General features: G+C 69.6%; 29 protein-coding genes and 2 pseudogenes. 14 read left to right on the plus strand and 17 right to left on the minus strand.

Annotated features, from left to right (window positions below; translation table 11 throughout):
* Nucleotides 1–329: 329 nt before the first annotated feature.
* A complete protein-coding gene (locus tag L0U85_RS21315) occupies nucleotides 330–1,340 on the plus strand; it encodes a DUF402 domain-containing protein (RefSeq protein ID WP_241377916.1) in 1,011 nt (336 codons plus the stop codon).
* Here the strand turns inward: L0U85_RS21315 and istB are convergent.
* Nucleotides 1,252–2,718 (minus strand): IS21-like element helper ATPase IstB, encoded by a 1,467-nt coding sequence (gene istB / locus L0U85_RS11565; protein ID WP_241377917.1) that lies wholly within the window; start codon nucleotides 2,716–2,718, stop codon nucleotides 1,252–1,254. The genes L0U85_RS21315 and istB overlap by 89 nt on opposite strands.
* On the opposite strand from istB, the gene L0U85_RS11570 reads away from it, so the two are divergent.
* The gene (locus L0U85_RS11570) at nucleotides 2,705–3,463 is read left to right on the plus strand and encodes a hypothetical protein (RefSeq protein ID WP_241377918.1); all 759 of its coding nucleotides are present in this window, start codon (nucleotides 2,705–2,707) and stop codon (nucleotides 3,461–3,463) included. The genes istB and L0U85_RS11570 overlap by 14 nt on opposite strands.
* Before the next feature lie 140 nt (nucleotides 3,464–3,603).
* On the opposite strand, the gene L0U85_RS11575 is transcribed toward L0U85_RS11570, so the two are convergent.
* The gene (locus L0U85_RS11575) at nucleotides 3,604–3,825 is read right to left on the minus strand and encodes a hypothetical protein (protein ID WP_241377919.1); all 222 of its coding nucleotides are present in this window, start codon (nucleotides 3,823–3,825) and stop codon (nucleotides 3,604–3,606) included.
* Between L0U85_RS11575 and L0U85_RS11580 the strand changes: the two are divergent.
* Nucleotides 3,784–4,128, plus strand: a pseudogene (locus L0U85_RS11580) (zinc-binding dehydrogenase); the annotation flags it as partial. The gene L0U85_RS11575 and the pseudogene L0U85_RS11580 sit on opposite strands and share 42 nt — an antisense overlap.
* 44 nt (nucleotides 4,129–4,172) lie before the next feature.
* Complete coding sequence (locus L0U85_RS11585; protein ID WP_241377920.1) at nucleotides 4,173–4,574, plus strand: VOC family protein; 402 nt, start codon at nucleotides 4,173–4,175, stop codon at nucleotides 4,572–4,574.
* 307 nt (nucleotides 4,575–4,881) lie between these two features.
* Here L0U85_RS11585 and L0U85_RS11590 read toward each other — a convergent pair whose 3' ends face one another.
* Nucleotides 4,882–5,106 (minus strand): hypothetical protein, encoded by a 225-nt coding sequence (locus L0U85_RS11590; RefSeq protein WP_241377921.1) that lies wholly within the window; start codon nucleotides 5,104–5,106, stop codon nucleotides 4,882–4,884.
* A gap of 12 nt (nucleotides 5,107–5,118) precedes the next feature.
* Nucleotides 5,119–5,733: a rhomboid family intramembrane serine protease gene (locus L0U85_RS11595; RefSeq protein WP_241377922.1), complete on the minus strand. Its 615-nt coding sequence runs from the start codon at nucleotides 5,731–5,733 to the stop codon at nucleotides 5,119–5,121.
* A gap of 159 nt (nucleotides 5,734–5,892) precedes the next feature.
* On the opposite strand from L0U85_RS11595, the gene L0U85_RS11600 reads away from it, so the two are divergent.
* Together L0U85_RS11600 and L0U85_RS11605 are read left to right on the plus strand one after the other, a co-directional pair.
* Nucleotides 5,893–6,252, plus strand: coding sequence for a hypothetical protein (locus L0U85_RS11600; RefSeq protein ID WP_241377923.1), 360 nt, complete (start codon nucleotides 5,893–5,895; stop codon nucleotides 6,250–6,252).
* Nucleotides 6,253–6,292: 40 nt separating this feature from the next.
* Nucleotides 6,293–6,724, plus strand: coding sequence for an FKBP-type peptidyl-prolyl cis-trans isomerase (locus L0U85_RS11605; protein WP_241377924.1), 432 nt, complete (start codon nucleotides 6,293–6,295; stop codon nucleotides 6,722–6,724).
* Nucleotides 6,725–6,781: 57 nt separating this feature from the next.
* On the opposite strand, the pseudogene L0U85_RS11610 reads toward L0U85_RS11605, so the two are convergent.
* The 4 genes and pseudogenes from L0U85_RS11610 to L0U85_RS11625 form a co-directional block, all read right to left on the minus strand.
* A pseudogene (locus L0U85_RS11610) lies at nucleotides 6,782–7,201 on the minus strand (SRPBCC domain-containing protein).
* Nucleotides 7,202–7,340: 139 nt separating this feature from the next.
* Nucleotides 7,341–7,631 (minus strand): MoaD/ThiS family protein, encoded by a 291-nt coding sequence (locus tag L0U85_RS11615; RefSeq protein ID WP_241377925.1) that lies wholly within the window; start codon nucleotides 7,629–7,631, stop codon nucleotides 7,341–7,343.
* Nucleotides 7,628–8,779, minus strand: coding sequence for an exo-alpha-sialidase (locus L0U85_RS11620; protein ID WP_241377926.1), 1,152 nt, complete (start codon nucleotides 8,777–8,779; stop codon nucleotides 7,628–7,630). Before L0U85_RS11620 ends, L0U85_RS11615 begins: the two co-directional genes overlap by 4 nt.
* A 97-nt stretch (nucleotides 8,780–8,876) precedes the next feature.
* Nucleotides 8,877–9,395 carry an AAA family ATPase gene (locus tag L0U85_RS11625; protein WP_241377927.1) on the minus strand — a complete coding sequence of 173 codons (519 nt, stop codon included), beginning with the start codon at nucleotides 9,393–9,395 and terminating at the stop codon, nucleotides 8,877–8,879.
* Nucleotides 9,396–9,495: 100 nt separating this feature from the next.
* Between L0U85_RS11625 and L0U85_RS11630 the strand changes: the two genes are divergently transcribed.
* The 4 genes from L0U85_RS11630 (at nucleotide 9,496) to L0U85_RS11645 (ending at nucleotide 11,679) form a co-directional block, all read left to right on the plus strand.
* Nucleotides 9,496–10,206, plus strand: coding sequence for an HNH endonuclease family protein (locus L0U85_RS11630; RefSeq protein WP_241377928.1), 711 nt, complete (start codon nucleotides 9,496–9,498; stop codon nucleotides 10,204–10,206).
* Between the two features lie 151 nt (nucleotides 10,207–10,357).
* The gene (locus L0U85_RS11635) at nucleotides 10,358–10,657 is read left to right on the plus strand and encodes a hypothetical protein (protein WP_241377929.1); all 300 of its coding nucleotides are present in this window, start codon (nucleotides 10,358–10,360) and stop codon (nucleotides 10,655–10,657) included.
* A gap of 259 nt (nucleotides 10,658–10,916) precedes the next feature.
* A complete protein-coding gene (locus L0U85_RS11640; RefSeq protein WP_241377930.1) occupies nucleotides 10,917–11,180 on the plus strand; it encodes a hypothetical protein in 264 nt (87 codons plus the stop codon).
* 10 nt (nucleotides 11,181–11,190) lie between these two features.
* Entirely contained in the window at nucleotides 11,191–11,679 is a 489-nt protein-coding gene (locus L0U85_RS11645; protein WP_241377931.1) for a tetratricopeptide repeat protein, read from the plus strand.
* Here L0U85_RS11645 and L0U85_RS11650 read toward each other — a convergent pair.
* Both L0U85_RS11650 and L0U85_RS11655 read right to left on the minus strand, forming a co-directional pair.
* The gene (locus L0U85_RS11650) at nucleotides 11,676–12,425 is read right to left on the minus strand and encodes a nucleotidyltransferase domain-containing protein (RefSeq protein ID WP_241377932.1); all 750 of its coding nucleotides are present in this window, start codon (nucleotides 12,423–12,425) and stop codon (nucleotides 11,676–11,678) included. The genes L0U85_RS11645 and L0U85_RS11650 overlap by 4 nt on opposite strands.
* Before the next feature lie 43 nt (nucleotides 12,426–12,468).
* Nucleotides 12,469–12,849, minus strand: coding sequence for a MerR family transcriptional regulator (locus L0U85_RS11655; RefSeq protein WP_241377933.1), 381 nt, complete (start codon nucleotides 12,847–12,849; stop codon nucleotides 12,469–12,471).
* Nucleotides 12,850–12,972: 123 nt separating this feature from the next.
* On the opposite strand from L0U85_RS11655, the gene L0U85_RS11660 reads away from it, so the two are divergent.
* On the plus strand, nucleotides 12,973–13,932 hold the full coding sequence (locus tag L0U85_RS11660) for an aldo/keto reductase (protein WP_241377934.1): 960 nt from the start codon (nucleotides 12,973–12,975) through the stop codon (nucleotides 13,930–13,932).
* On the opposite strand, the gene L0U85_RS11665 is transcribed toward L0U85_RS11660, so the two are convergent.
* Nucleotides 13,929–15,149, minus strand: coding sequence for a sulfotransferase (locus L0U85_RS11665; RefSeq protein WP_241377935.1), 1,221 nt, complete (start codon nucleotides 15,147–15,149; stop codon nucleotides 13,929–13,931). The two genes, L0U85_RS11660 and L0U85_RS11665, sit on opposite strands and share 4 nt — an antisense overlap.
* 33 nt (nucleotides 15,150–15,182) lie before the next feature.
* A complete protein-coding gene (locus L0U85_RS11670) occupies nucleotides 15,183–15,602 on the minus strand; it encodes a secondary thiamine-phosphate synthase enzyme YjbQ (protein ID WP_241377936.1) in 420 nt (139 codons plus the stop codon).
* 108 nt (nucleotides 15,603–15,710) lie between these two features.
* Here L0U85_RS11670 and L0U85_RS11675 point away from each other — a divergent pair, with 108 nt between their 5' ends.
* The 3 genes from L0U85_RS11675 to L0U85_RS11685 are packed head-to-tail and all read left to right on the plus strand — an operon-like array spanning nucleotide 15,711 to nucleotide 18,750.
* A complete protein-coding gene (locus tag L0U85_RS11675) occupies nucleotides 15,711–16,688 on the plus strand; it encodes a tyrosine-type recombinase/integrase (RefSeq protein ID WP_241377937.1) in 978 nt (325 codons plus the stop codon).
* Nucleotides 16,689–16,738: 50 nt separating this feature from the next.
* Entirely contained in the window at nucleotides 16,739–18,250 is a 1,512-nt protein-coding gene (locus tag L0U85_RS11680; RefSeq protein WP_241377938.1) for an AlkA N-terminal domain-containing protein, read from the plus strand.
* On the plus strand, nucleotides 18,247–18,750 hold the full coding sequence (locus L0U85_RS11685) for a methylated-DNA--[protein]-cysteine S-methyltransferase (protein ID WP_241377939.1): 504 nt from the start codon (nucleotides 18,247–18,249) through the stop codon (nucleotides 18,748–18,750). The genes L0U85_RS11680 and L0U85_RS11685 overlap by 4 nt, the downstream gene beginning before the upstream one ends.
* Here L0U85_RS11685 and L0U85_RS11690 read toward each other — a convergent pair.
* The 5 genes from L0U85_RS11690 to L0U85_RS11710 all read right to left on the minus strand — a co-directional run bounded on the left by L0U85_RS11690 (nucleotide 18,747) and on the right by L0U85_RS11710 (nucleotide 24,011).
* Nucleotides 18,747–19,190 carry a hypothetical protein gene (locus L0U85_RS11690; protein WP_241377940.1) on the minus strand — a complete coding sequence of 148 codons (444 nt, stop codon included), beginning with the start codon at nucleotides 19,188–19,190 and terminating at the stop codon, nucleotides 18,747–18,749. The genes L0U85_RS11685 and L0U85_RS11690 overlap by 4 nt on opposite strands.
* 4 nt (nucleotides 19,191–19,194) lie before the next feature.
* Entirely contained in the window at nucleotides 19,195–19,833 is a 639-nt protein-coding gene (locus L0U85_RS11695; RefSeq protein WP_241377941.1) for a maleylpyruvate isomerase N-terminal domain-containing protein, read from the minus strand.
* Between the two features lie 12 nt (nucleotides 19,834–19,845).
* Nucleotides 19,846–20,826 (minus strand): hypothetical protein, encoded by a 981-nt coding sequence (locus tag L0U85_RS11700; RefSeq protein ID WP_241377942.1) that lies wholly within the window; start codon nucleotides 20,824–20,826, stop codon nucleotides 19,846–19,848.
* 37 nt (nucleotides 20,827–20,863) lie between these two features.
* Nucleotides 20,864–21,643 (minus strand): exodeoxyribonuclease III, encoded by a 780-nt coding sequence (locus tag L0U85_RS11705; RefSeq protein WP_241377943.1) that lies wholly within the window; start codon nucleotides 21,641–21,643, stop codon nucleotides 20,864–20,866.
* A gap of 88 nt (nucleotides 21,644–21,731) precedes the next feature.
* Nucleotides 21,732–24,011, minus strand: a complete 2,280-nt coding sequence (locus L0U85_RS11710) for a hypothetical protein (RefSeq protein WP_241377944.1) — start codon at nucleotides 24,009–24,011, stop codon at nucleotides 21,732–21,734.
* Nucleotides 24,012–24,031: the final 20 nt, after the last annotated feature.

A 24,031-nucleotide genomic window follows, 5' to 3' on the forward strand; every position in this document is an offset into this window, starting at 1 on the left:
CTCACTACTACCAGCTGATCTGAGCTGGTGCCGACCTGACCAACTGCGAAGCCAAGCCGCAGTTCTCGTTTCATCTGTCGCATCGCAGATCGCCGCTGATGGACTGCGGCAACTTCAGCGAGAGCCGACACGACGAGTCGACTCAGCCGCCCACGCCATCGAGTCCGTCCAGAAATGCAGAGTTACTGCGAACAGATCGACAGAGCACCGTTCGCAGTAACCATTCACCTGCCTGTTCGAGCAGGTCACGAGCTGCACGATCAACCTGAAATGGACATGAGGTCGCTGGCGGCGCGGAGCATGCTCGGGCGCGACGGGAACGCCAAGGTGTGGGCGTCGGGTCGCAACGCAGCAGGGCGGGACAGTCCGAGGAGGTCGGCGCGGGCGCGACGGCGGAGGGCGGTGTCAGTCTGCCGTCCAGACTGATCGGTGCCGTGCCGCTGCGGAACCAGGCGGGACTCTTTTGGTGCCGCGGTGCCGTCCATGGGCACGAGTTCGGTTCGGGCTCGCCGGGCGGCACGGCGGCGGGCGGCGGCGAGCCGTTTGGCCTCTTCCTTGGCGGCGGCACGAAACTCGGCGACCTGGTGATTTCGACAGGTGGTTTGGGTCGCGGTTGGGTGGAAAGTTTGGGACGCGTTCGGCCTTGGGAACTTGAAGGATTTATCTGTCATAGGCTTTGCGCCATGAGTTTTCAGGTCGGGCAGACGATCCTTCATCGGGACATCCATCACGATGGCCGCATCACATCAGCGGTGGCGGTTCGGGTCGTCGCCGACGACGCCCGCGGACTGCTGACCTGGACCGCGGAAGGATCGCAGGTCATGTGGCGGACCACTCTGCATGGCGAACGCGTCCGCAAGTTCAGTGTTGATGAACTGGCCGTGGTGCCGACGATGCTCTCCCCAGGACAGTGGGCCGGAACCAACGTGCTGAGGCTCACCCCGCCCGGCGCCTCGCATTCGATCTGGTGGTTCTTCGACGCCGATGGGGTCTTCTGCGGCTGGTATGTGAACCTGGAGACGCCCTCGCAGAGATGGTCGGGCGGCTTTGACATGACCGACCTGGTGCTCGACATCTGGGTGGAACCGGATCGATCCTGGAAATGGAAGGATGAGGACGAGTTCGCCGAGCGGACGGGGCATCCCGACTACTGGTCGGTGGAGGAAGCAGTCCCGGTCAGGGCCGAGGGCGAACGCGTGATCGCGTTGATCGAGGCCGGGGCGTATCCCTTCGACGGAACCTTGACCGACTTCAAGCCGGACTCGGAGTGGGAAGCGACGGTGCTACCTCCGCTTTGGGATCACCATGTCTCGGACCTCCCTCCCGCGATCGTCGTCTGACGAGCTGTTGTAACTTGCGGGGGTTCGCGAAGCCGGATGCGTTTCGATCGCGGAGGTCGGTGGTCGGGGTGGTTAGGATCGTGTCTGGTCGGGTCGCGTCGCGTTCGGCGAGGGTGGTCATGAGCCGGTAGGACTCCTGGCCGGTCTCGATGACATGGCCTTTGAAGGTGAGCCGGTCGACGATGGCGCCGCAGAGCCGCTCATCGGTGAAGGTCTTGGACCACTCTGAGAACGGCGCGTTGGAGGCCACCGCGATCGAGCGGCGCTCCTCGCGCTCGGTGAAGATCTGGAACAGCAGCTTCGCCCCGGTCTTGTCCAAGTTGAGATACCCGAACTCGTCCAGACACAGCAGGTCGTAGCGGCCGTATTTGTGGATGGTCTTGGTCAAGCGCTTCTCGTGCGCGGCCTCGATCAGCTCGTTAACCAGGGCCGCGGTGGTGGTGTAGCGGACCTTCAGGCCTGCTTCGGCGATGGCGGTACCGATGCCGATGAGCAGATGGGACTTGCCGGTCCCGGAGCCGCCGATGAGGCAGAGCGGCTGGCCTGATTGGACCCAGGACGGGTCGGCGAGCGAGTTGACCTGCTCGGGGGCGACGTTGTGGTTGGCGCCGTAGTCGAAGTCCTCGATGCGTTTGGGGCGGTGGAAGTTCGCGCCGCGGATCAGGCGTTCCTTGCGCCGCTCGTCGCGGTGCTCGCACTCATTTTTCAGCAGCTCGAGCAGGAAACCGCGATAGTTGGAGCGTTCGCGCAGGGCGTGCTCGGTGATCTCTGCGTAGTGGTCGCGGATACTGGGCAGGCGCAGGGCGATGCAGGCATCGATGATGGCCTCGTCGACCGGGTCAAGGCCACTGTCTGCGGCGGTGCGGGGATTGGGCACTCGGGTGGTGCCGGTGATCTGGGTCAAGGGGGTCTTGACCGTGCCCGGCTCGAACTCCTCGACCGGCGCCTGGCGAAGCAGCAGCGCCTCAACCGCGAATCGCTCGCCGACCGACTCCAGACTGCCGTGAACATGCCGGGAGTCCTCGGCCGCGTCGATGACGGCGAGGCGCTCGTTGAGCTCGGCGAGCGAGTCGACCATCGGCGGCGGGACCAGGTGATTGCGCCGGAACCGGCCGCCTTCGTGCTCGACCCCGCCCTTCTCATGCGCACCCTTCGCGCCAGGCTGGCAGTAGAACGCGTCGAAACCCATATGTGAGCGGAAGCCCAGCCATCGCTGGGTTTCCTTGCGGGACCGCCCCAGCAGCACCTTCGTCACCGCCGGCGAGAGGTTGTCGTAACGGACATGCCGGGTCGGAAGCCCACCGAGCACCCCGAAGGCCTCGATGTGGCCCTCGGTGAACGCCTCCTGGCCGCAGGACGCGTAGATGCTTCTCCGCACTACGATTTTGCCCTGGTTGATGGGTCAATCGACATGGCCCGATCAGGCCCCGCTCGGCATGCTGACGATGGCCGATGTGGAGACGCTGAGCTTCAGCGAGGTCCTCGTCAAGGGTGCCCGACTAAGATCGGCTAATGGAGTTTCCCCGCTCACGCCGGTACATCGATTCGGGAAGGTTCGACTCTGGATTGGTTGGCTCGCATGGCTTATGATGGCATTTGCTGCCGTGGTCCTTATTATGTGTATTCGGGCGTTGGTCATCAAGCCGTCAATCTCGCCGCTTCCCATGCTTGCGTTCGCCCTTTTCATCATGTTGAGCTGGAGGCGTGGGCTTCTTCTCGCCCCGGCAGTCACGACCGATCCTGAGGGCATCACCTTGCGTACTGAGTCCGGCCGGAGCGGCATCTTCGTCCGCTGGGAGCACGTTGAAGCCGTGGTGATCTGGTATGACAGCTATGGCGGACATAAAACGACCATGATCGGCATCAGAGTGCCGGACGGATACCGATTCGACAACGAGGGCAAGTTTCCGGTGGTTGAACCCCAGGACCGACCGTATCCGGATACGAGGGTGCCCGAGGCGATCCGCAAACGGTCAGTGCGTATCGCCGCTACCCGCAGCCGCAGGATCGCTCGGTTGATCAGGTCCAGCGGCATGGATGTGCCGGTTTTCGAGGTCCCTGATCGCTTCTTCGGCGTGGTACGCAGGCTCGCCGGTAGTGGAACGTGGGACCAGCATCGATAACCACTGTGGTGACTCCTCAGAACCGCGCGTGGCGGACTTCGTGAATCGCCTGGTGCCAAAATAGACGGTGACCGGCTCGCAACACCTGGCACACCATCGAACAGCTCGAGAATCGCCATGTTCGCGAGAGCAGGCATGGGTCAGCCTTCCTTCCGGCGGGGTTCTGGGGATTCGGGGGCGCGGCCCGTAAAGGCCACGAACGCGTCGTCGAGGCTGCGCTGGTCGACGCGGAGATCTTCCGCCACGACCTGCGCCCTGGCGAGAGCCCCCGCGACGCTGCTCAGCAGCTGCCCGCTGCCGGTGACCAGCCAGCGGCCTTCGGTGATCTCGCGGTCCAGATCGCCAAGTCGCTTGGCGCCCATGTCATCGACACTGCCAGCGCGGGCAAGCACGATTTCGTGCGGAGCCTGGGCGCTGACGAGATGATCGACTATGCGGCGGTCGATTTCACCGAAGTGGTGTCGGATGTGGATGTGGTCCTCAATACGCTGCCCGGTGACTATGCGGAGCGTTCGGTGTCGGTGCTGCGGGACGGCGGCGCGCTGGCCGAGTTGCACCTGTCGAATGCGGAGGCGGTGTTCCCCGAGGCGGCCCGGCGCGGCCGCCGTCGACTGACGCTCCCCGGCCGAGTCGTCGATTCTTCTGCCGGTGCGGATGGGCGCTGACACGATGTCGGTAGGTCAACGACTACAGGTCAAGGGAGATTGCGATGGTGTCGGTCCTCAATCCGTATCTCGTCTTCGACGGCAATGCGAGGGAGGCGATGGAGTACTACCGCGATGTGCTCGGCGGCGAGCTGAACATCAACACCTTCGGTGAGTTCGGCCAGTCCGGTGCGACCGCGGACAAGGTGATGCATGCTCGGCTGAAGTCCGACGCGGGCGTGATCATGGCTTCGGACACGGCTCCGGGCATGGCATACGAGCCCGGCCGGAACTTCTCGATCAGTCTCAGCGGCGAGAACGCCGACGAGTTGCGTGGGTACTGGAACGGACTGTCGAAGTCCGGGACGGTCACCATGCCTCTGGAGAAGCAGATATGGGGCGATGAGTTCGGTGCCTGCGTCGACCGGTTCGGCATCAGCTGGATGGTCAACATCAACTCCCGATAGCCGTACGCGGCGGGGTGCGGCCGCCAGAAGCGGCCGCACCCCGTTTCGCTGTGTCTGCGACGGGCCGGGGTACGCGTCTACAGGATGCCGATGAGGACCGACGGCAGGGCCGGCGTGCTGCCGAGTTCGATCCCTTGGAGGGTCCGGTTACGTCGAAGGTCGCCTCGCAACTTCCCAATGCACTCCTGGGGCGGCATGGCTTCCTCTGGCAGTCCTCCGCTTCGGTGACTTGCCGTCGCCGTCGTCCACGCCCGGGGCATGAAGTAAGCACGGCTCGGCACAGTTGGCGCTACCGGCGCTACCGGCGCTACCGGCGCTGGTTGCGGGGATGGCGCCGGGCTGTGCGTTCGTTGCCGATCTTGTAGGCGCCGGTCCAGCGGGCCATGACGAGCCCGGGGTCGCCTTCGTCGACTTCGGCGAGGAACTTGGCCGCCCGCCCACCTCTGAGCGTGGCCGCGGCCCGGCCGCGGTGGACGATGACGACGGTGCCGTCGCCGCGCTGGCTGTAGGAGAACCCGTTTGGTGCGCCCACCGGAGTCCTCCCCTACCCGAACTTCGGTGTCTCGGGCCCGGGTGTCGGTCGATTGCCTCGTCCGAGGGCGAATGCGGCCGCGAGGCCGCCGAGGAAACCGAACAGGTGTCCCTGCCAGGAGATTTGCGGCTGGCTGGGGAAGATGCCCCACACCATCGAGCCGTAGACGAGGATCAGCAGGACGCCGATGGCGATGTCCCCGAGGCTTCGCACGAAGACGCCTCGGCCGAGCAGGTAGCCGAAGAGTCCGAACACGATGCCGGAGGCGCCGACGGTCACCGATCCGGGGGGCGAGGTGAGCCAGACGCCGAGGTCGGACACGATCACGATGACGCCCATGGCGACCCAGAACGCGCGCCAGTCGCGCAGCGCCGCGACGGTGCCCAGGACTGCCAGCGGGACCATGTTGGAGATGAGGTGGCCCGTGCCGCCGTGGAGGAACGGCGCGGCGATGAAGCCTGGCAGTATGCCGTCGGCCTGGCGGGGCACGATCCCGTACTGCGTGAGTGCGACCGGAGTGACCAGGTCGGCGAGCAGGACCAGCCACATGGCGGCGATGACTGTGCCCCACAGTGTCAGCGCTCGCCTGAGCGGGTGGGCTGGTCGGGTCGTGGGCCCGGCGGTCATGGTGCTCCTTGGATCGCTGGGGTGCGTCGCTGGCTGATTGAAGCGTAGCGGCCCCATCGGTGTGGCGGCCACGTCGTTTCGCGCCCGGGTAGGCGGCGGCGACCGCGGTGAGATGCGGGGACGAGGAGGTACGGGCCGAGCCCGGTCAGGACGACGCCGGTGAACGCGGTGGCGCCTCCCGCGGTGACGCGTCCGCGCCTCGAATCGAGGGGTTTGACGGCGCTGGCGGCGGCGGTGAAGCTCGCGGCGGGGCGAGGCGAGCCGCTGCGTGCGTTCTTGGTGGACCGGCCGGCCACTCGTGGCGAGGCGACCCGTTTTCTCGCTTCGACGATCTTCCAGCGTGTGCACCATCCGGTGCTGAGGCACCTGCCCGAGACTTCCTGGATCTCGCGTTCGGGACAGGTGACGGGTCCGGTGCGGCGGGTGGTAGTTTCCTGCGGTGGCATTGAGCCGAGTTTGGAAGCCGCTGGCCGGGGCCGCTTTGTGCGCGGCGCTGTCGGCCGGTTGCGGCGCCGGTGACGATGAGAGCACCGGTGAGGGTAGTGGACAGGAGTCTGGTGTGGTGGAGATCAGCGCGGGCTGCGAGGTGTCGGTCTCGACCGATTCTTCGGCGAAGCCCGAGGTGAGCGTCCCTGACTGCGAGCCGCCGACCGAGTTGTTCTCGGTCGACGTGGTCGAGGGTTCGGGTCCCGAGGCGGCCGCGGGTGACGCGGTGTCGGTGCAGTACGCGGGCTTCAACTGGTCGACCGGTGAGCAGTTCGACGCTTCATGGGATCGGGGTGCGACGCCGTTCGATGTGACGCCGCTGGGGTCGGCGCCGGTCATCCAGGGCTGGAACGACGGGCTGCTGGGTGCGCAGGTCGGTGACCGGCGGCTGCTGGTGATCCCGCCGGATCTGGGCTACGGCGCGGCCGGTGCCGGTGGTGTGATCGGTCCGAACGAGACGCTGGTGTTCGTCGTTGACGTGGTCGCGATCAACGGCCAATCCTAGGCGGATACGGCGAGGGGCCCGACCGATCGGTCGGGCCCCTCGCCGTATCCCGGGGCTTCAGGTCGCGGTGACGTAGGCGGCGCAGGAGTCCAGGAGCATCTGGCTGCCTTCTTCGGCCTGGTCGTGGGCCTCCTGGGTGGTGCAGTCCTGGGAGATCTCCATGCGGGTGCGGTCGTCGCCCAGGTCGGTCAGGGTCAGGACCATGACCTCGGGTTCGTCGCCGGGGACGTCCATGCTCATGTCGAGGCGCTCGTGCTCGACGACGTCGCGGTAGGTGCCGGTGATCGGGACCTCCTGGCCGTCAGGGGAGGCGACGGTGGCCTGCCACTACCCGCCGGGCCCGACGTCGAGGGCGACCGAGCCGGGCACGGAGTAGCTCCAGGCTTCGTAATGGCGCTGGTCGGTCCAGGCCTGCCAGATCTTGTCGACGGGGGCGTCGGCGTCGGCGGTGACGGTGTAGCGGAAGTCGGTGGTCATGGTGGTGGCTCCTTGATGGCAGCGGTGTCGTCTTCTCCTGGTGTGGACGCGGCCGGGCTGCCCGATTCATCGCCGGGCGCCGAACTCTCTTCACGCTCCCGGTTCAGGCCCGCATGGGCCGCATGCGGGCCTGGCCGTTTCAGGCGCCCCCGGCGATCGAGGGCAGGATCTGGACGGTCTGACCTGGCGCGAGGGCGGTCTCGAGGCCTTTGAGACGCCGGCATTCCTCGTCACCGATGTAGACGTTGACGAAGCGGCGGACGTTCCCGGCCTCGTCGCGCAGGCGGCGCCCGAGCCTCGGGTGGTCGGCTTCGATGCGGTCGAGCAGGCCGGCGAGGTCGGCGCCGTCGTCGACGGCGACGCTGATGCGGCGGGCCCCGCCGCATTCGCTGGCGAGCGCGGCGGGGATCTTGACGTCGATGTCCATCATTCGCGGGTCTCCATGGCGCGGACGCTCAGCACGTCGGGCAGGTGCGCGGCGACCGGGTGCCATTGGCCGTCGGCGTCGACGGCGGTCCACACGTCGCCGCAGCGGGTGCCGAAGTACCAGGCTGGGTCGGACGCGTTGTCGTGGCAGGCGGCGTCGCGCAGGACGATCCCGAAGTACGCCTCGGTCGGCAGTCCGGTGCCCCACTGGTGCCAGGTCTCGCCGGCGTCGTCGGTGCGCCAGGCCGAGATGCGGTGGTCGGGCGGGAAGCGGTCCATGGCGTCGGAGACCGGGTAGGCCATGGCGACGCCGGCCTGGGTCGGGTGGGCGGTGACGTTGAAACCGAAGTTCGACGGCAGGTGCTCGGAGATGTTGGTCCAGCCGGCTTCGGGCTTGTCCGAGCGGTAGGCCGGTCCGTGGCTTTGGACGAGGAAGGTGCCTTCGGCGTCGCGGGCGACCTTGTGGATGCACTGGCCCGAGGCCGGTTCGGGGTCGGGCCCGTAGTCGACGGTGATGCCCTGGGTGACGCCGGTCCAGCTCTGGCCGTCGTCGTGGGTCTGGTAGATCCCGCCGGCGGACATGGCGATGGTGAGCGTGTCCGGCTCGTTCGGGTCGGGGACGATGGTGTGGACCGCCGCTCCCCCGCCGCCGGGCCCCCAGGTCTCGTGGTCGGGGTGCTCCCACAGGGCGCGGTTGAACGTGAAGGTCTGACCGCCGTCGTCGCTGCGCCACAGCGAGGTCGGTTCGACTCCGGCCCACACGCGGCCGTCTTGGAGGCCGAAGGTGAGCTGCCAGATGCGTTTGACGGTGTTCTTCTTGTCCGAGTCGGGCTGGTCGACGCCGGGGGCTTCGGAGAAGTCCAAGGGCCGGTAAGGCAGGTCCTGCGGGAAGGCGAGCGGCGCGGCCTCCGGCTCGTGCCAGGTGGCGGCGAGGTCGTCGCTTCGCCAGACGCTGGGCCCGAAGTGCGGTGACTCGGCGCCGACGAGGATCGTGCCGGTCTCGGGGTCGCAGGCGACGGCGTAGATCTCCGAGACGGCGGTGAAGCCGTCGGCGTCGAGGGAGTGCGGGCCTTTGAGCACCCATTCGCGCCGGTCGGCGCTGGTGGCGGTGAACAGGCCTTTCTTGGTGCCGATGAGGACGAGGTATCCCATGTCCGGGTCTCCTAGCCGGGTGTGCGGATGTTGTCGTCCTCATCGTCGCGCGTCGGTGTGACGTTTTGGGGATCTTGACCGATCGACCCGGGGTATTTCAGGCCCCGAGCTGCGCAAGGAGGTGCTTGACGGCCTCGTCGGGGGCCAGGCCGGTGGTGTCGACGACGGTGGTCTCGCGGGCCATCCAGTCGCTCAAGGCCCGCTCGTAGACCTCGCGGTGGTCCAGTCGCCAGGCCTTGGCGCCGGTCTCGACCGTGTCGGCTTCGACCCGTTCGGCCCACACCTCGCGCTCGGCGTGGAGCGTGAACGCCCGCATCGGGATGTTCGCCTCGGTGAAACCGTCGACCAGTTCGGTCCAGTACCGGTGCTGCAGGACGGTCTGCGGGATGACCAAGGTGCCGCCGGTGAAGTCGAGGACCTGCCGTGCGGGCTCGATCGTCAGGCCACGCCACGGATCCCAGTCTTTGAAGTCCTCGCAGGGGATGTCGCCGATGATGGGCCGCAGGAGGTATCCGATGTGCTCGGAGTCGAACAGGCGGGCCGGGAGGGCCTGTGCCAGGAGGTCCGCGAGGGTCGACTTGCCGGCACCGTAAGTGCCGTTGAGCCATACGATCATTCGAGCGATCCTTGCAGCGTTCGGGCGTGTCGTTCGGGTCGTGAATGTGCTACGTTGCCCTCGCTCCTTCCCAACGTCCCCGGTCAGACAGGATCCTCGCATGTCCACCCGTTCCCGCCTCGCCGCCGCCGTCGCCGCGGCGGCCTTGCTGCCCGCGCTGGCCTCCTGCGAAGCGGTCGACGACCTGCTCGCCGAGGCCACCGAGACGCCCGCGGACGCCCCGGCCGCTTCGGGCGACCAGTCCGAACTCATGCCGTTCACCGTCGAAGTGGACGCCGCCACTCTGAACGCGGCGATCGAGGCGCTCACCGTGGCCGAGGAAGCCGACGAAGGCTACGACCGGTCGCTGTTCCCGCACTGGAACGACCTGGACGGCAACGGCTGCAACGCACGCGAGGACACGCTCGTCGCCGAGGACCGGTCGGGGAACCTCAGCGACGCCGACTGCGGCGAGGCCATGACCGGCGAATGGGTCTCGATGTACGACGGCGAGACCGTGACCGCGTCGGGCGATCTCGACGTCGACCACTTCGTGCCGCTCAAGGAGGCGTGGGGCTCCGGTGCGCACGCCTGGTCGACCGAGGAGCGGGAGGCGTACGCGAACGGGCTCGACCAGCCGTGGCATCTCGTGGCCGTCACCGCCTCGTCGAACCGGTCGAAGTCCGACAAGGACCCCGCCGACTGGATGCCCGAGCTCGGCGAGGTCGCCTGCGCCTACATCTGGGCGTGGGTGCAGGTCAAGACCGAATGGGACCTGAGCGTGGACGCCGCCGAGGCCGAGGCGCTCCTCGGCTACGCCGCCGACTGCTAAGCCGAGCGCCAGCCAGGTGACGCCGAGCTGCGCGGCCCGAGCCTGCTCGGCCTCGCTCATCGCATCGCGCCCGGTGGCCTTGGCGATGAACGCGACCGGCTCCCAGCCCAGATCGTCGAGTCGTGCGGCATCCCCCAGGAGCAGCTCGGCGATGACGTCGGCGGCCTCAGGGGACGTCCAGCGGGCCCGGCCTGCGGCATCTGCCAAGTCGACACCGTGGACGGCGAGCTCGACGACGCGGGTGATCAAAAAGTCCTCCAAGGTCATCGGGTCGCCGTGGCGGGTCGTCACCAGGCGGCCGGGCGATGCGCCCGCGCACCGGGCGGCGATGCCGTTCCAGATGCGGTCGAATTCGGCGGCCAGCGCCGGTCCGCCGATCGTGGCCGCTGCGGCGGCGCCGTCGATCCGGGCGGCGTTGGCGGCGGCCGAAAAGCGCGCGTCGTCCCGGTAGTATCCGGCCGCGTCCACCGTCGCCACCGCAGGCGGCGACTCGTCGAGCATCGGGTCGAGGCGGGCGAGGGTCGTGTTGATGTGTGCCAGCAGCGCGGCGGCGTCCCACGGCACGCACCTGGTGGGCGCCGACCACTGTCGGGTCTCCAGTTCGGTGGCAGCCGCCGACAACCGCGCCGACTCGGCGCGCAAGGCGGTAAGTGCGACACTGTCGACCATGGGTGAATCCTATTCGCCCGCTTGACAGAAGTGAAGCCGCTGTGACTTTCGCGGGACTGATCCGCCGGGTCCTCGACCGGGTGTACCACCGGGCCGACGCGCACCGGGCCGCGTGGGCGCGGGGCGGGCTCAGCGCCACCGACATCGTCGAGATGCGGCCCGGACCCGAACGGCAGGCCATTGAGGACGATACCGACCGGCGTGACGAGCCGGTCTGCGGCGCCCTGAGCGGGCATGAGCGCCTGGAGCTGCTCGCTGGAATCGGGGCGCTCCCCGACTGCCTCCGCGCACCGGACCCGGTATAGGTTGCGGGCCATGACGACCGCAGATTGGGACCGGCGTGCCGCGGCGCTGTGGGAGACCTTCGACGACTACGCCCCGGACGCGTTCGTCGAGGCGATGGAGGCGCTCGCGGCCGAGTGCGCGGACGACCCGGTGGCGCTGTTCGAGATCGGCGGCGCCCACGATTCGACCGGCCGCACCCGGGAGGCGATCGGCTATTACCGCAGGGCGCTCGACGGCGGCCTGGACGCATCGCGGCGCCGGCAGGCGACGATCCAGATGGCCTCGTCGATGCGCGAGACCGGTCGGCCCGAGCAGGCACTGGAACTGCTCGACGCCGAGGCGGCGGCCGGGTCGGACGAGTACGACGGGGCGATCGCGATGTGCCGGGCGTTGACGCTCGCGAAGCTCGGCCGCGACCGCGAGGGCTTGTCGGTCGCGCTCATCGCGCTGGCCGGTCACCTGCCGCGCTATGGGCGTTCGACGGTGAACTATGCCAGGGGCCTGCTCGGCGAGGCTTAGGTGTTGGCGGCGAGGCGGCAGGCGGTGGCCACGACCGGTCTTTGGTGTTCGTCGAAGACCGCTTCGAGGCGGTCGGCGGCGATCAGGTAGAGCTTGAGGCCGGCGCGGCAGGAGGTGTCGAGGTCGGTCGGGGCGGTGCCGGTCGCGGCGTCCCATGCCTCGGTCCAGTCGGGGCCTTCGGTGTCGCACACGAGGTTCCACAGTTCGTTCTCGGTGCGGTAGAGGATGCGGTCGGCCGCGGCGATGAGGCCGGGCAGTTGCAGGGCGAGGATGGCCCGGTTGGCGGCGGCGGCACGGGGGTTGCCTCCGGCGAGCATGCCGGCGACTTTGTGGACTTCTTCGGCGAGGCCGACCAGGCCCTCGGCTGCCCATTGGTCGGCTTTGGCGGCGATGGCGTCCCATCGCCAGGCGCCGGCTTTGTACTTGGTGCGGGTGAGCAGGCCTTCGGGGTCGGTGAGGATGTGTGCGGCGCGCCAGGTGGGGACGGCGACGGGCGCTTCCGATGGCTGGTCGAAGGCGGCGTCGATCTGTTCGGGGGTTTTGCGGCCGATGGTGACCATGCGGCCGTCGATGTCGAAGACGTCGAGGTCGCCGGGGGTGTCGGTGACGGCGATGAGGTCGATGTCGGAGTCGGGGTGGTCGGTGCCGAAGGCGATCGATCCGGTCAGCGCTATGCCGCGGGTGGTCGCGGCGATCTGTGCGGCGACGGCTTCGGCGATGGCGCGTGCTTGTCGGGTGTGGTCCACGGTGACGAGTATGTGCTCGCCGTGCGCGGGCCGCCACGGGTTTTCAAGACACGGACTTGTAGTAGTCGATCTTGCCGATGATGTAGCGCCGTTTGGCCTCGAAGTCGGCGATGCGTTCGTCGACGGCGTGTTTGTGGTCTTCGAGGAGTCGGATGCGTTCGGCGACGGTGGCGTCTCCGGCGCGGACGAGTTCGGCGAAGCGGCACATCTGCTCGATGGGCATGCCGGTGTCGCGCAGGCATTTGAGGGTGCCGAGCCATTCGAGGTGGGCGTCGGTGAAGCGCCGCTGGCCGGTCTTGGTGCGGTCGACGTCGTCGATGAGGCCGACGCGTTCGTAGTAGCGCAGGGTGTCCATGGTGAAGCCCGATCGGCGGGCGCATTCGCCGATCGAGTAGCCGGGCGGGGAGGTCAGGTTGGCAACCACGGATCCCAAGGATAGCCGCTCGCCTCGGAGAGTGCGGCTCGCCGGTGTCTGCCTGCGGGTTTGCGCTGGAGTCCACTCCAGGTCCTAGCGTCGAGAGCGAATCGATGGGAAGGAGGGTCCGCGATGGAGCGGATTCGCATTGGAGACCGTGGTGTTGAGGTCTCGCGGATGTGTCTGGGCGCGATGGCGCTCGGCGGCGTCCAGGACAAGGAGACCTCGTACGCGATCCTCGACCGGTTCGTGGAGTTGGGAGGGAATTTCATAGACACCGCCAACTGCTACATGTTCTGGGTCGAGGGCGGCACCGGGGACGAGTCGGAGCTGATGCTGGGCTCGTGGCTAGCCGACCGAGGCGTGCGGGACGAGGTGGTGCTGGCGACGAAGGTGGGGCGGCGTCCGACGTTCCCCGGCGGCGGCATGGAGCACTCGGAGCCGCTGACGGCCGCGCGGATCGGTGAGTCGATCGACGAGTCGCTGCGGCGGCTGGGAACCGATCGCGTCGACCTGTACTGGACGCACCGCGACGACCGCCAGACGCCGCCCGAGGAGACCGTGGCGGGGCTGTCGGCGGTCGTGGCGGCGGGGAAGGCGCGGATCGTGGGCGCGTCGAACCACACCGCGTGGCGGGTCGAGCGGGCCAGGCACCTGGCTGAGGCGGCTGGCGCTCCGGCGTACACGGCGATGCAGAACCGGTATTCGTATCTGCGGCCGCGGCCGGCCACGGTGCTGCCCGAGGGCGGGCACGTGCATGCGGCGCCGGAGGACCTCGACTACGTGGGGTCGACGCCGGGGATGGCGATGCTGACGTATTCGGCGCTGCTGTCGGGCCGGTACACGCACAAGCCGCTGACCGAGCCGTACCGGCATCCGGGCACCGACGCGCGGCTGCGGGTGCTCGACGAGGTGTGCGCCGAGACCGGCGCGAGCCGCAACCAGGTCGTGTTGGCGTGGCTGGTGGCGCACGAGGCGCCGCTGGTGCCGCTGGTCGGGGTGTCGTCGGTGGCGCAGTTGGAGGAGGTCGTCTCGGGTATCGGGCTGCGGCTCGACGACGACCAGTGGCGGCGGATGTCCGAGGCGGCTTAGCGGCGGTGCTGGTTCAGGCCGGTGACGAATTCGACGTAGTCGCCGAAGGCCTGTTCGATCGTGGCGTGGTCGAGGCCGTAGCGGCCGAGGGTGTACTCGTGCAGGCGGCGGTCGATCGGCCGTGACAGGGCCGCTTCCAGGCGGCTCCTGTCGCGGCCGGTCCATGGCAGGTCGAGTTCGGCGAACAGTTCGGGCACGTACGTGTGCGGGTCGGACATCAGCCAGTGGTAGCCGACGTCGTGGATGGCGGCGCGGTCGATGGTGGTGCGCTGGTCGCGGGCGCCGGCGACGCCTTCGGACAGGATCCGCAGCCACATGCGGCCGATGTCGGCGAGGTCGACGGCGCCGGGTTTGATGTGGAGGCGGTGGAGGCTCTCGGCCATGGAGCACATCGATCCCATGACGGTGCTCGGGTCGCGGTGGGTCCACACGATGTCGGCGTCGGGGAAGACTTCGCGGATCGATGCGATGCTGAACAGGTTCCCGGGGTGTTTGATGACCCACCTGGCGCGGGGCCGCTCGTAGGAGAGGACCTGGAGGGCCTCTTTGAGGAGCCGGTAGTCGGCGCTGAAGTCGTGTTCGGTGAGGAAGTCGAGGTAGTCCCATATGGGGGCCACGGCGCAGTGCAGCGCGGTGTGGTCTTTGACGAAGTAGTCCTCTTCTTCGCCGTCGGCATCGACGGGGTGGATGATGTTCCAGTCGGGGCTGATCTGCAGGGTCATGTCGACGCGTTTTTGGGTCTGCTTGATCTGCCGGGCGCGGGTGGCGTCGTCGACGGCGAGGCCGAGGTTGTACATCTCCCACAGTTTCGGGCCGCGGCACCCGTCGGCGCGGGCGAGGATCTTGTGGGTGAGGGTGGTGGCGGTGCGCGGCAGGCCGACGACGAAGATCGGGCGGTTCACCGGCTCGTCGAGGATCTTGGGGTGCTTGGCTTGGAGGCCTCTGATCCGGTAGCGGTTCTCGATGCGGGATTTGACGAGGTCTTGGGCGCTTCTCCAACCGACGCCGGAGAGCCCTTCGATGGCGGCGAAGCAGCCCAGGAGGGTCTTCAGGTCGGCCAGGTCGGTCTGGTCGGCGTCGGTGAGGGCGACGCCGCCGTTCGCCGCTGCGGCCTTGCGCCGGATCGCTTCGAAGACGCGGTCGACGTCGCGTCTGGTGATCAGGCCCGGGGCGAGCATGGTGTTGTACAGGTGCAGGCGGGCGGTGGTGCGTCGCATGGTTTCCTCGTCGGGGTGTCGGGGTCGGCCGCGCTAGCCGAGGTAGGTGATGCGCACGGTCCGGTTCGGGTTGTCGCGGTTGGTGTCGACGATGACGATCGACTGCCATGTTCCCAGAGCGGGGCTGCCGGCGATGACAGGGATCGTGGCGTGCGGGGCGACCAGGCCGGGCAGGATGTGGTCCCTGCCGTGCCCGGTGGAGCCGTGCTGGTGGCGCCAGCGGTCTTCGCGCGGCAGCAGGTCGGCCAGCGCGTCGAGCAGGTCGTCGTCGGAGCCGGCGCCGGTCTCGATGATGGCGACGCCGGCGGTGGCGTGTGGGACGAACACGTTGAGCAGGCCGTCGCGGGCGCCGATCTCGCGCAGGAACGTCTTGCATTCGCCGGTGAGGTCGCGGACGGTCTCGCGGGGCCCGGTGGTGATGCGGATCGTGGTGGTGTGGAAGCTCTCGCCCATGGTGTCGATCCTGCCATGTTCTGTGCCGTCCCGTGTCGCACCGGGGGTCGGTTCTCGCCTCGGGGCTGTGCGGTCCGGTTGTCGGTGGTTTCGACTATGGTGGGGTGCATGTCGTCTGCTGAGATCGCCGAGTCCGGTTGGGAGGCGGGTGCGGTCGCCGCCTCGCCGGCCGCCGACCCGTATCGGGCCTATTTGGACTCGTTGGGGTCGGCCGAGTCGCGGCGGACGATGCGGGGGTGCCTGGACCGGATCGCGCAGTTGCTGGCCGGGGACGAGTCGGTCTCCGGGGAGGGGCAGCCGTGGCACCTGCTGCGCTATGAGCACACTTCACGCCTGCGGGCGGCGATGTTGGACCGTGGCTGGTCGGGCGCGTACGTCAACAAGCATCTGGCGGCGCTGCGGCGGGTGTTGAAGGAGGCGTGGCGGCTGGATCTGATGGCCGCAGAGGATTATCAGCGGGCCTGCGACCTCGCGCCGGTCAAGGCCGCACGGCTGCCGGTGGGTTCGCAAGTGGACGCCGAGGCGCTCGGCGCGGCCCTGTACGCGTGCGACATGGACTCCTCTCCTGCCGGGGCGCGGGACGCGGCGGTGCTGGCGACACTGTATTCGACCGGGTGCCGCCGCTCGGAGATCGCCGCGATGCGCCTGGTCGACTACGACGCGGCCGAGCGGTCGGTCCGGATCGTCGGCAAGGGCAACAAGGAGCGCCTGGTGTATCTCACCGAGGCGGCCCAGGAGCGCCTGGAACGGTGGATGGGCGTGCGCGGCGTCACGCCCGGGGCATTGTTCTGCCCGGTCAACAAGGCCGGGCGGCTGCGGCGGACCGGGAACCGCCTGTCGGGCATGACCGGGCAGGCGATCGCCGACCTGCTGACGAAGCGGCTGGTGGAGGCGGGTCAGCGCCGCCACACCCCGCACGATTTCCGCCGCACGTTCATCGGCGAGCTCCTCGACGCCGGGGTGGACCTGGCGATCACGCAGTCGCTGGTCGGGCACGCCTCGCCGGCGACGACGGCCCGCTACGACCGGCGTCCGGCGCGCCGCTCCCGCGAGGCGGTCGACCGGCTGCAGCTGCCCGAAACGTGATGTCGCATTCCGGCTAGCCGTTGTCGGTGCCGGCGGGCACGCTTAGTGGCATGGCCCTTTCTGCGATTCTCGGCAACGAGGAGCGGCTCGCCGCGGCCGTGGCCGGCCGCGACGCCCGGTTCGACGGATGGGTGTTCCTGGCGGTCACCTCCACGCGCATCTACTGCCGGCCCTCATGCCCGGCGGTGAAACCCAAGCGCGAACACATGCGGTTCTACGCATCGGCCGCGGCGGCCCAGGAGGCCGGATTCCGGGCGTGCAAACGCTGCCGCCCGGACGCGGCGCCGGGCTCGCCGGCGTGGGACTGGCGCTCGGACGTGGCCGCGCGGGCGATGCGGCTGATCGGTGAGGGCGTGGTCGACCGCGAGGGCGCGACCGGGCTCGCCGCCCGGCTCGGATACTCGCTGCGCCAACTCGAACGGCTCCTGATCGCCGAGGTCGGCGCGGGTCCGGCCGCTCTGGCGCGAGCGCAGCGCGCGCAGTGCGCCCGGGTGCTCATCGAGTCGACGAGCCTGGAGATGGGCCGGGTCGCGTTCGCTGCCGGGTTCGCTTCGATCCGGGCGTTCAACCGCACCGTCGCCGAGGTCTACGCCTGCTCCCCCACCGAACTGCGGCAGCGGGCCGCCGCCCGCGGCGACGGCTCCTCGGACGCGGGCGGGGTGATCGGTCTGCGTCTGGCCTACCGGGAGCCGTTCGAGGCGTCGAACCTGTTCGGGCACCTGGCCGCGGCCGCCGCACCCGGTGTCGAGGAGTGGCGGGCCGGCGCCTACCGGCGCACGCTGCGCCTGCCGCACGGCCCCGGTGTCGCCTCGCTGCGCCCGGGCCCGGGCTATGTCGAGTGCCGTCTGCGCCTGGCCGATGTGCGGGATGTGAGCGCCGCGGTCGCGCGGTGCCGGCGCGCGCTGGACCTGGACGCCGACCCGGTCGCCGCCGCCGAGGTCCTGGAGGCCGACCCGCTGCTGGGCCCGTCGGCGAAGCACACGCCCGGCAGGCGGGTGCCGCGCAAGGCCGACAGCGCCGAATACGCGCTGCGGGCGGTGATCGGCCAGCAGGTCTCGACCGCGGCCGCGGCGACGATCGCCGCTCGCCTGGCCGAGCAGTACGGGGAGGCGGTCGCCGACCCCGACGGGGGTCTCGGGCGGCTCTTCCCTTCGCCCGAGCGGATGGCCGAGGTCGACCCGGCCGACCTGCCGATGCCCGGGCGGCGCAAGCGGACGGTGCTGTCGCTGGCGGCGGCGCTGGCCGACGGGCGCGTCGATGTGGGCCCGGGCGCCGATTGGGCATCGGCCCGTGCGGCGCTGGCGCTCCTGCCGGGGGTCGGGCCGTGGACGATTGAGATGATCGCCATGCGTGCGTTGGGCGACCCGGACGCGTTCCCGGTCGGCGATCTGGGCCTGGTCAGGGGTGCCGAGCGCCTGGGGCTGCCTGCCTCGCCGAAGGCGTTGGCCGCCTCGGCCGAGGCGTGGCGTCCGTGGCGGGCGTATGCCACCCAGTATCTGTGGGCGACCAGCGACCATCCGACGAACAAGGTGCCGACCGGCCAGGAGGAGACCGCACGATGAGCGCGAACGTGAACGGCGCGAAGCATTTGACGATGGACTCGCCGCTGGGGCTGATCGCGGTCTCGGCGGTGGAGGAGGGCCTGACGCATGTCCACATGGGTGTCGAGGAGGTGAAGGGGGCGTGGGGGCCCGAGGAGCCGACGCCGGTGCTGGAGGCCGCGCTCGAGCAGTTGGAGGCGTATTTCGCCGGTGCGCTGACCGAGTTCGATCTGCCGCTGGCGGCCGGCGGCACTGATTTTCAGTGTCGCGTGTGGGCGGCGTTGCGGACCGTCCCCTACGGCGTCACCGTGTCCTATGGGGATATCGCGCGCGAGGTCGGGAATCCGGCGGCGGTGCGTGCGGTCGGTCTGGCGAACGGGTCGAACCCGATCGGGATCGTCGTCCCGTGCCACCGGGTGATCGGGGCGAACGGGAAGCTCACCGGCTACGCCGGCGGGGTGTGGCGCAAGGAGTGGCTGCTGGCGCTCGAACGCGGTGAGCAGTCCCTGTTCGCCGTCTAGATCAAGGTGATGCGCAAGTCGACGGTGACGGCGTCGTCGTCGACGATGAGGGTCGCCGAGTAGCAGATCTCGGTGGTGCAGCCGGAGGGGATGATGCCGGTGGCCGCCCCTGTCGGGGTCGTCCCCGACACCAGCGGCGCGTCCATGTCGTTGCCGGCGATGAAGTCGCCGAAGTCGCCGGCCGGGACCTCCACGGTGGCCTCGCCTCTCGATCCGGGCGTGGGGGTGTGCAGTTCGGCCAGGTCGGCGTCGAGGACGTCGGTCGAGTCCGGGTAGTGCAGGTGCGTGGCCTCGGCGACCGTCGCCAGGCTCGGCGGGCTGCCTCCCGACAGGGCCCAGCCGACCGCCCACGCGGCGGTGATGAGTCCGGTCAGGGCGACGGCGAGCCATACCGCCGCGGTGATCGCGCGGCGCCCGGTCGCCTCTGGCGGAGTGGTCATCGGTTCAGAGGGCGCTGACGTCGTCGCCGGCGCGTTCGGAGCGGGCCAGGGCCCGGATCACTGCGCTCTGTCCGTGGCGCCGGGCGGACAGCCGGGTGAGGATCCAGGTGGCGGTGTCGAACACGTCCGCGTCGAACTCGGGTGTGTCGATCCCGACCGAGCAGGCGAGGTCGTCGGCGTGGACGACGATCTCCATGATGCGGGTGATGAGGAAGTCGTCGAATCCGGTCGCGTACGGCCAGCGCACGGCCCCGCCGATCGCGTTGTCGCCGAGGGCGGGCAGGCGGTCGTGGAGGTCTTTCAGTGCGGTTTTGGCCTCGGTGAGGACGGTCTCGGGGCCCGAGGCGGCGTCGTGTTCGCCGCCGGTGCGGATGGCGGTGTTGTAGGCGTTGTCGGTTCGGGCGCCGAGCCAGGCGGCCCGGTCGAAGTGGTCGAGGACGCCGATGACCGCTTTGCCGGTGAAGTCGGTGTCGAGCGCTTCGGCGCCGGAGCGGATCTGGGCGGCCAGGTGCGCGGCGAGTCCGCCGACGGTGAACCCTTCGAGGGCCGAGCCGCTCTCCCACGCTCCGGCGACGTCGCCGTCGGCGAGGAGGTCGACGGCGGTCTGGGACGCGGTGAGGTACTGCTTCCTGATGGGTGTCAACGCGGTGCCTTTCTAGCGCACGGAGACGTGGACGTGGTTGGTGTGGTCGGCCGCGGGCGTGCCGTTGGCGCCGGAGTAGGACCGCCATCCGCTCGAGGGCGACCAGAACTGGCGGTACCAGATGACGTATTCGATGCCGAGTGTGCTGGCGTTGTTGACGTACCAGGCGGCGAGGCGGTCGCCGTAGTCCTTGTCGCCGCCGGTGGCCGCCTGGTTCTGGAAGCCGCTGGAGTTGGCCGAGAAGTCGCAGGCGCGGCCTTTGGGGTGCTCGCCGGATCCGGACGGCCGGTAGCACGAGACGTAGCGGGTGAAGCCAGCTTCGCGGGTCTCGTTGTAGACGTGGAGGGTCCGGGGGGTGAGGCACCCGTCGGTGGTGGGGTCGTCCTCGGTGCAGCCTTCGCTCGGCAAGGATCCGTCGGAGTTGCGTGCGACCGGGTCGGCGGCGGGTGCGCCGCCGTCGGAGCCGGGCCCGGCGGCCTTTTCGGCACGCAGGTCCTCCAGTTCCTCTTCGAGGTCGTCGGCGGCCTGTTCGGCGTCTTCGAGGGCCTGTTCGGCGGCTTCGATCTCGTCGGCGTGCGCCTCTTTCTCGGCTTCGAGCCGGGTGAGCAGGTCGCCGGCCTCTTGGACGAGGGCGGCGCGCTCGTCGGCGAGGTAGCCGGTGAAGGTCAAAGCGTCGACCATGCTGTCGGGGCTTTCGGCGGACAGGAGCGCGGCGGTGGTGCGCAGGTCGCCTTCGGTGTGGAGGTAGACGGCGTACTCGTTGAGGTCGTCGGCGAGTTCGGTCAGGTGCGTCTGGGTTTGTTCGATCTCGTCGGCGAGGTCGTCGGCCCGTTGCTCGGCGGCGGTGACCTCGTCTTCGGCGTCGGCGACGGCGGCGATGGCGTCGGCGAGGTCGGACTCGAGGGTCTCCTCGTCGGGGTCGGCCATCGCGGGAGCGGGCAGCAGCGCGCAGATCGCGGCGATGCACACCATGGGGAGGATTCTTCGGCGCACTTGGTGTCTCTTGCCTTCCAATGCTGGGGCAGCGGATCTACAGGTCGAGTTCGAGCACGACGGGGGCGTGGTCGGAGGCGCCTTTGCCTTTGCGTTCGTTGCGGTCGACCCAGGCGTCGGTGACCGCGTTCTTGCATGGCGCGTTGACCAGGGCGAGGTCGATGCGCAAGCCGCGGTTCTTGGGGAAGTCGAGGTTGCGGTAGTCCCAGAACGTGAACGGCCAGGCGTGTTTGAGGGCTCGGGGGAACACGTCGGTCAGGCCGGCTGATTCGATCTCGGCGAGGGCGGCCCGCTCGGCCTTGGTGACGTGGGTGGTGCCGGGCCATTCCTCGACGTCCCAGATGTCGTCGTCGCTCGGGCAGATGTTGAAGTCGCCGAGGACCGCGAACGGGGCCGGGCCGGCGGCCGGGCCCGCGGCGGTGGACTTCAGCGCTTCGAGGAACGCGAGCTTGTAGGGGAAGTGCGCATCGGTCACGTCGCGGCCGTTGGGGACGTACACCGACCACAGGCGCAGGCGCCCGCAGGTCGCGGCGATGACGCGGGCTTCGTCGGCTTCGGCGAACCGCGGCTGGCCCTCCAGTCCGCGCACGATGTCGTCGATGCCGACGCGCGAGAGGATGGCGACGCCGTTCCAGCGTCCGGTGCCGTGGGCGGCGATCTCGTAGCCTGCCGCTTCGATGGCGGCGACGGGGACCTCCTCGGCGGCGCATTTGAGTTCCTGGAGGCACACCACGTCGGGCTGTGCGGACTCGAGCCAGCCCAGGAGCCGGTCGAGGCGGGCTTTGACCGAGTTGATGTTCCACGTCGCGACGCGCATGGGCCTCACGATACCTCTCCGCTGTCGGGGGCGCGTCGCCGCTGGTCGCAGAGCCGCAACGGTCACGTTCGGTGACCGGTCCCGGTCCCTATTGTTCGCGTCCGGCGGACGCGGCGCGCTCTACTGTGGTCCCACCGGGCGAGCCCGGCGGCGCGTCCTCGGGCCTGGGCCCGACGGTGACGGCCAGCAGCCCGAACCCGATCGAGACGGCGAACCCGGGGACGGCCGTCCCCGAGTCGTTGACGCTGAAGCCGATGACGGCGATCGCGCTCAAACCGATCACGGCCGCGGCCGTCCGCGGCGTCGTCACCGGGCCCCTCTTGCGCCAGATCCACACCGCGCCGACCGCCGCGGCGAGCACGAGGTACGTCAACGGCCCGCCGACGGTGCCGATCGCCGCAGCCGCCTTGCGCAGCAGCACCTCCCCGGCGTCGCCGTCCAAGACGGTGCCGACGAACCGGCCCAGGTGCGTCTGGTCGGCCTCGGGCCGCAGGTAGTCGAGCGTCCCGGCCACCGCCAAGACCCCGGCGGCGATGCCGCCGGCGGCCACCAACGCCCCCACGTTGAGCCGACGCCCCCACAACCGCATACACGCCAGGACACAGGCGGCGACGAGGGTGAGGGTCCCACCCATGTTGCGCCCGAGCGTGGGCGCGCCCACGCACGCGATCGCCGCAGCCGACAGCACGACCGGGCCGACATACAACCCACGTCCCTTCCACGGGGTCAGGCAGATCAGCAAGATCACCGCGGCGGCGAACACGGCGAAGGCGTAATTGCCGAGCCCGGCGAACCGCGCACCGGCCTGCGCCGTATACCCCATAGGGGTGTGCAGGGGCCAGGTGGCGCCGGTGAACTGGTCGACGGCGATCAGCGCGGCCGTCACCGCGGCGACACCGATGGCGGGCCTGGCGCCCTCGCGCAGCCACGGCAACGACACCACGACCGTCACCGCGGCGACCACAGCGGCGATGATCGCCCAGAACGCCAACTCAGGGTTCTCCGCCCGCCACCACGGCGGGATGCCGGCGGCGACGCCGGCCACCGGAATCGACGAAACTGCCAGACACACCGTCTTCGCGGTCCTTCGCAGCCGGGCCGGGCCGGTGAGCAGCCAGACCGCCGCGGCGACCGCGAGGCTGCCGAGCGCGGCGAGCGCGCCGTAGAACTTCCAGCCGACCCCTGCGACGGCGCTGGCGGCCTCGGTCTCGTCTATGCCGGAGGCGACGGCTGCGGCGGAGGTGTGTTCGGGGTCGGCGTCGACGGCGGCCGGCCGCCCGGACATGGCCGGCGGCACGTCGGCGCCGATGATGTCCAGCGCGGTGGGCGCGAGGTCGACCAGCTGGACATAGCCGTCCCTGCCGGTGGTCGCGGAGGTGAGCTGCCCCGGCTCGACACCGTAGCCGGTGTAGATGACCGGGTGCAGCGAGGAAGGGGCGGCCTCGTCGGCGATGCCGGCGATCATGAGCCGCCACCGGTCGGGCAGGGCGGCGGCGACGTCAGTGATGGCCGCGTCCGCTTCGGAGGCGGCGGCGACGCGGATCGGGTCCGGTTCGGCCCCTTCGGCCGGGTCGTCGCCGGCGCTCACGTCGGTGTCGGTCTCGCCGATCGCGTCGTAGTCGGTGCTGGTGTCCGTGTCGGCCACGGCCTGGTCGCCGACGATGACACCGGGGTCGACGACGACGATGTCGCAGGTGTTCATCGCCTCGGCGAGGGATTCGAGGTCGGCGCCCCAGTAGGCGAGGCCGCCTTCGGGATCGGCCGCGGCCAGGGCGGCGCCCACGCCGATCGCGGCCACGCACAGCCCGTCGTCGACTTCGACCGGTTCCTCGCCCGACGCGGCGGCATCCTCGGCGGCCCGAGCCTGGTCGTCGGCCAGATCGACGACGGCGTCGGCGAGGGACCCGAGGCGGGCGCCGTAGTTGTAGCCGGCGTTGGCCTCCTCCAACTCGCCATACCACGGCAAGGTCCACTCGCCGCCGGAGGCGACCGGCGCGGGGATCCGCGACTGGGCCATGCAGGCGGCGTCGCGGGCGGCGAGCCCGCCGGCCCGCTCCCCGGCGCCCAAACTCACCCACCCGGCCTCGGCACACGTCCACGCGCCGATCGAGCGGACACTCATGGACGCGGTGGCGCCGGCCCCGGCCAGATCCCACAACGTCGGCGTCTCCGCGGCGTCGATGTCGTGCCAGGTCAAGCCGGGCACACCGACGATGACGACGCCGCCGGGCTCACCGACGGCCTCATCGCCCTCCTGGGCCACAGCGACCGCCGGCACCGCCAGAACACCGATGAGCGCCGCCGAGGCGCCGGCGAGGATCCGCCTCCACCAGTTACGGCCCGTACCCGAGCCCGCCGCCGAAGTCATGCCTCGTAGTGTATGGGGTC

The organism is Glycomyces sp. L485 (genome assembly GCF_022548875.1).
In the GTDB taxonomy this organism is placed as follows: domain Bacteria; phylum Actinomycetota; class Actinomycetes; order Mycobacteriales; family Micromonosporaceae; genus Glycomyces.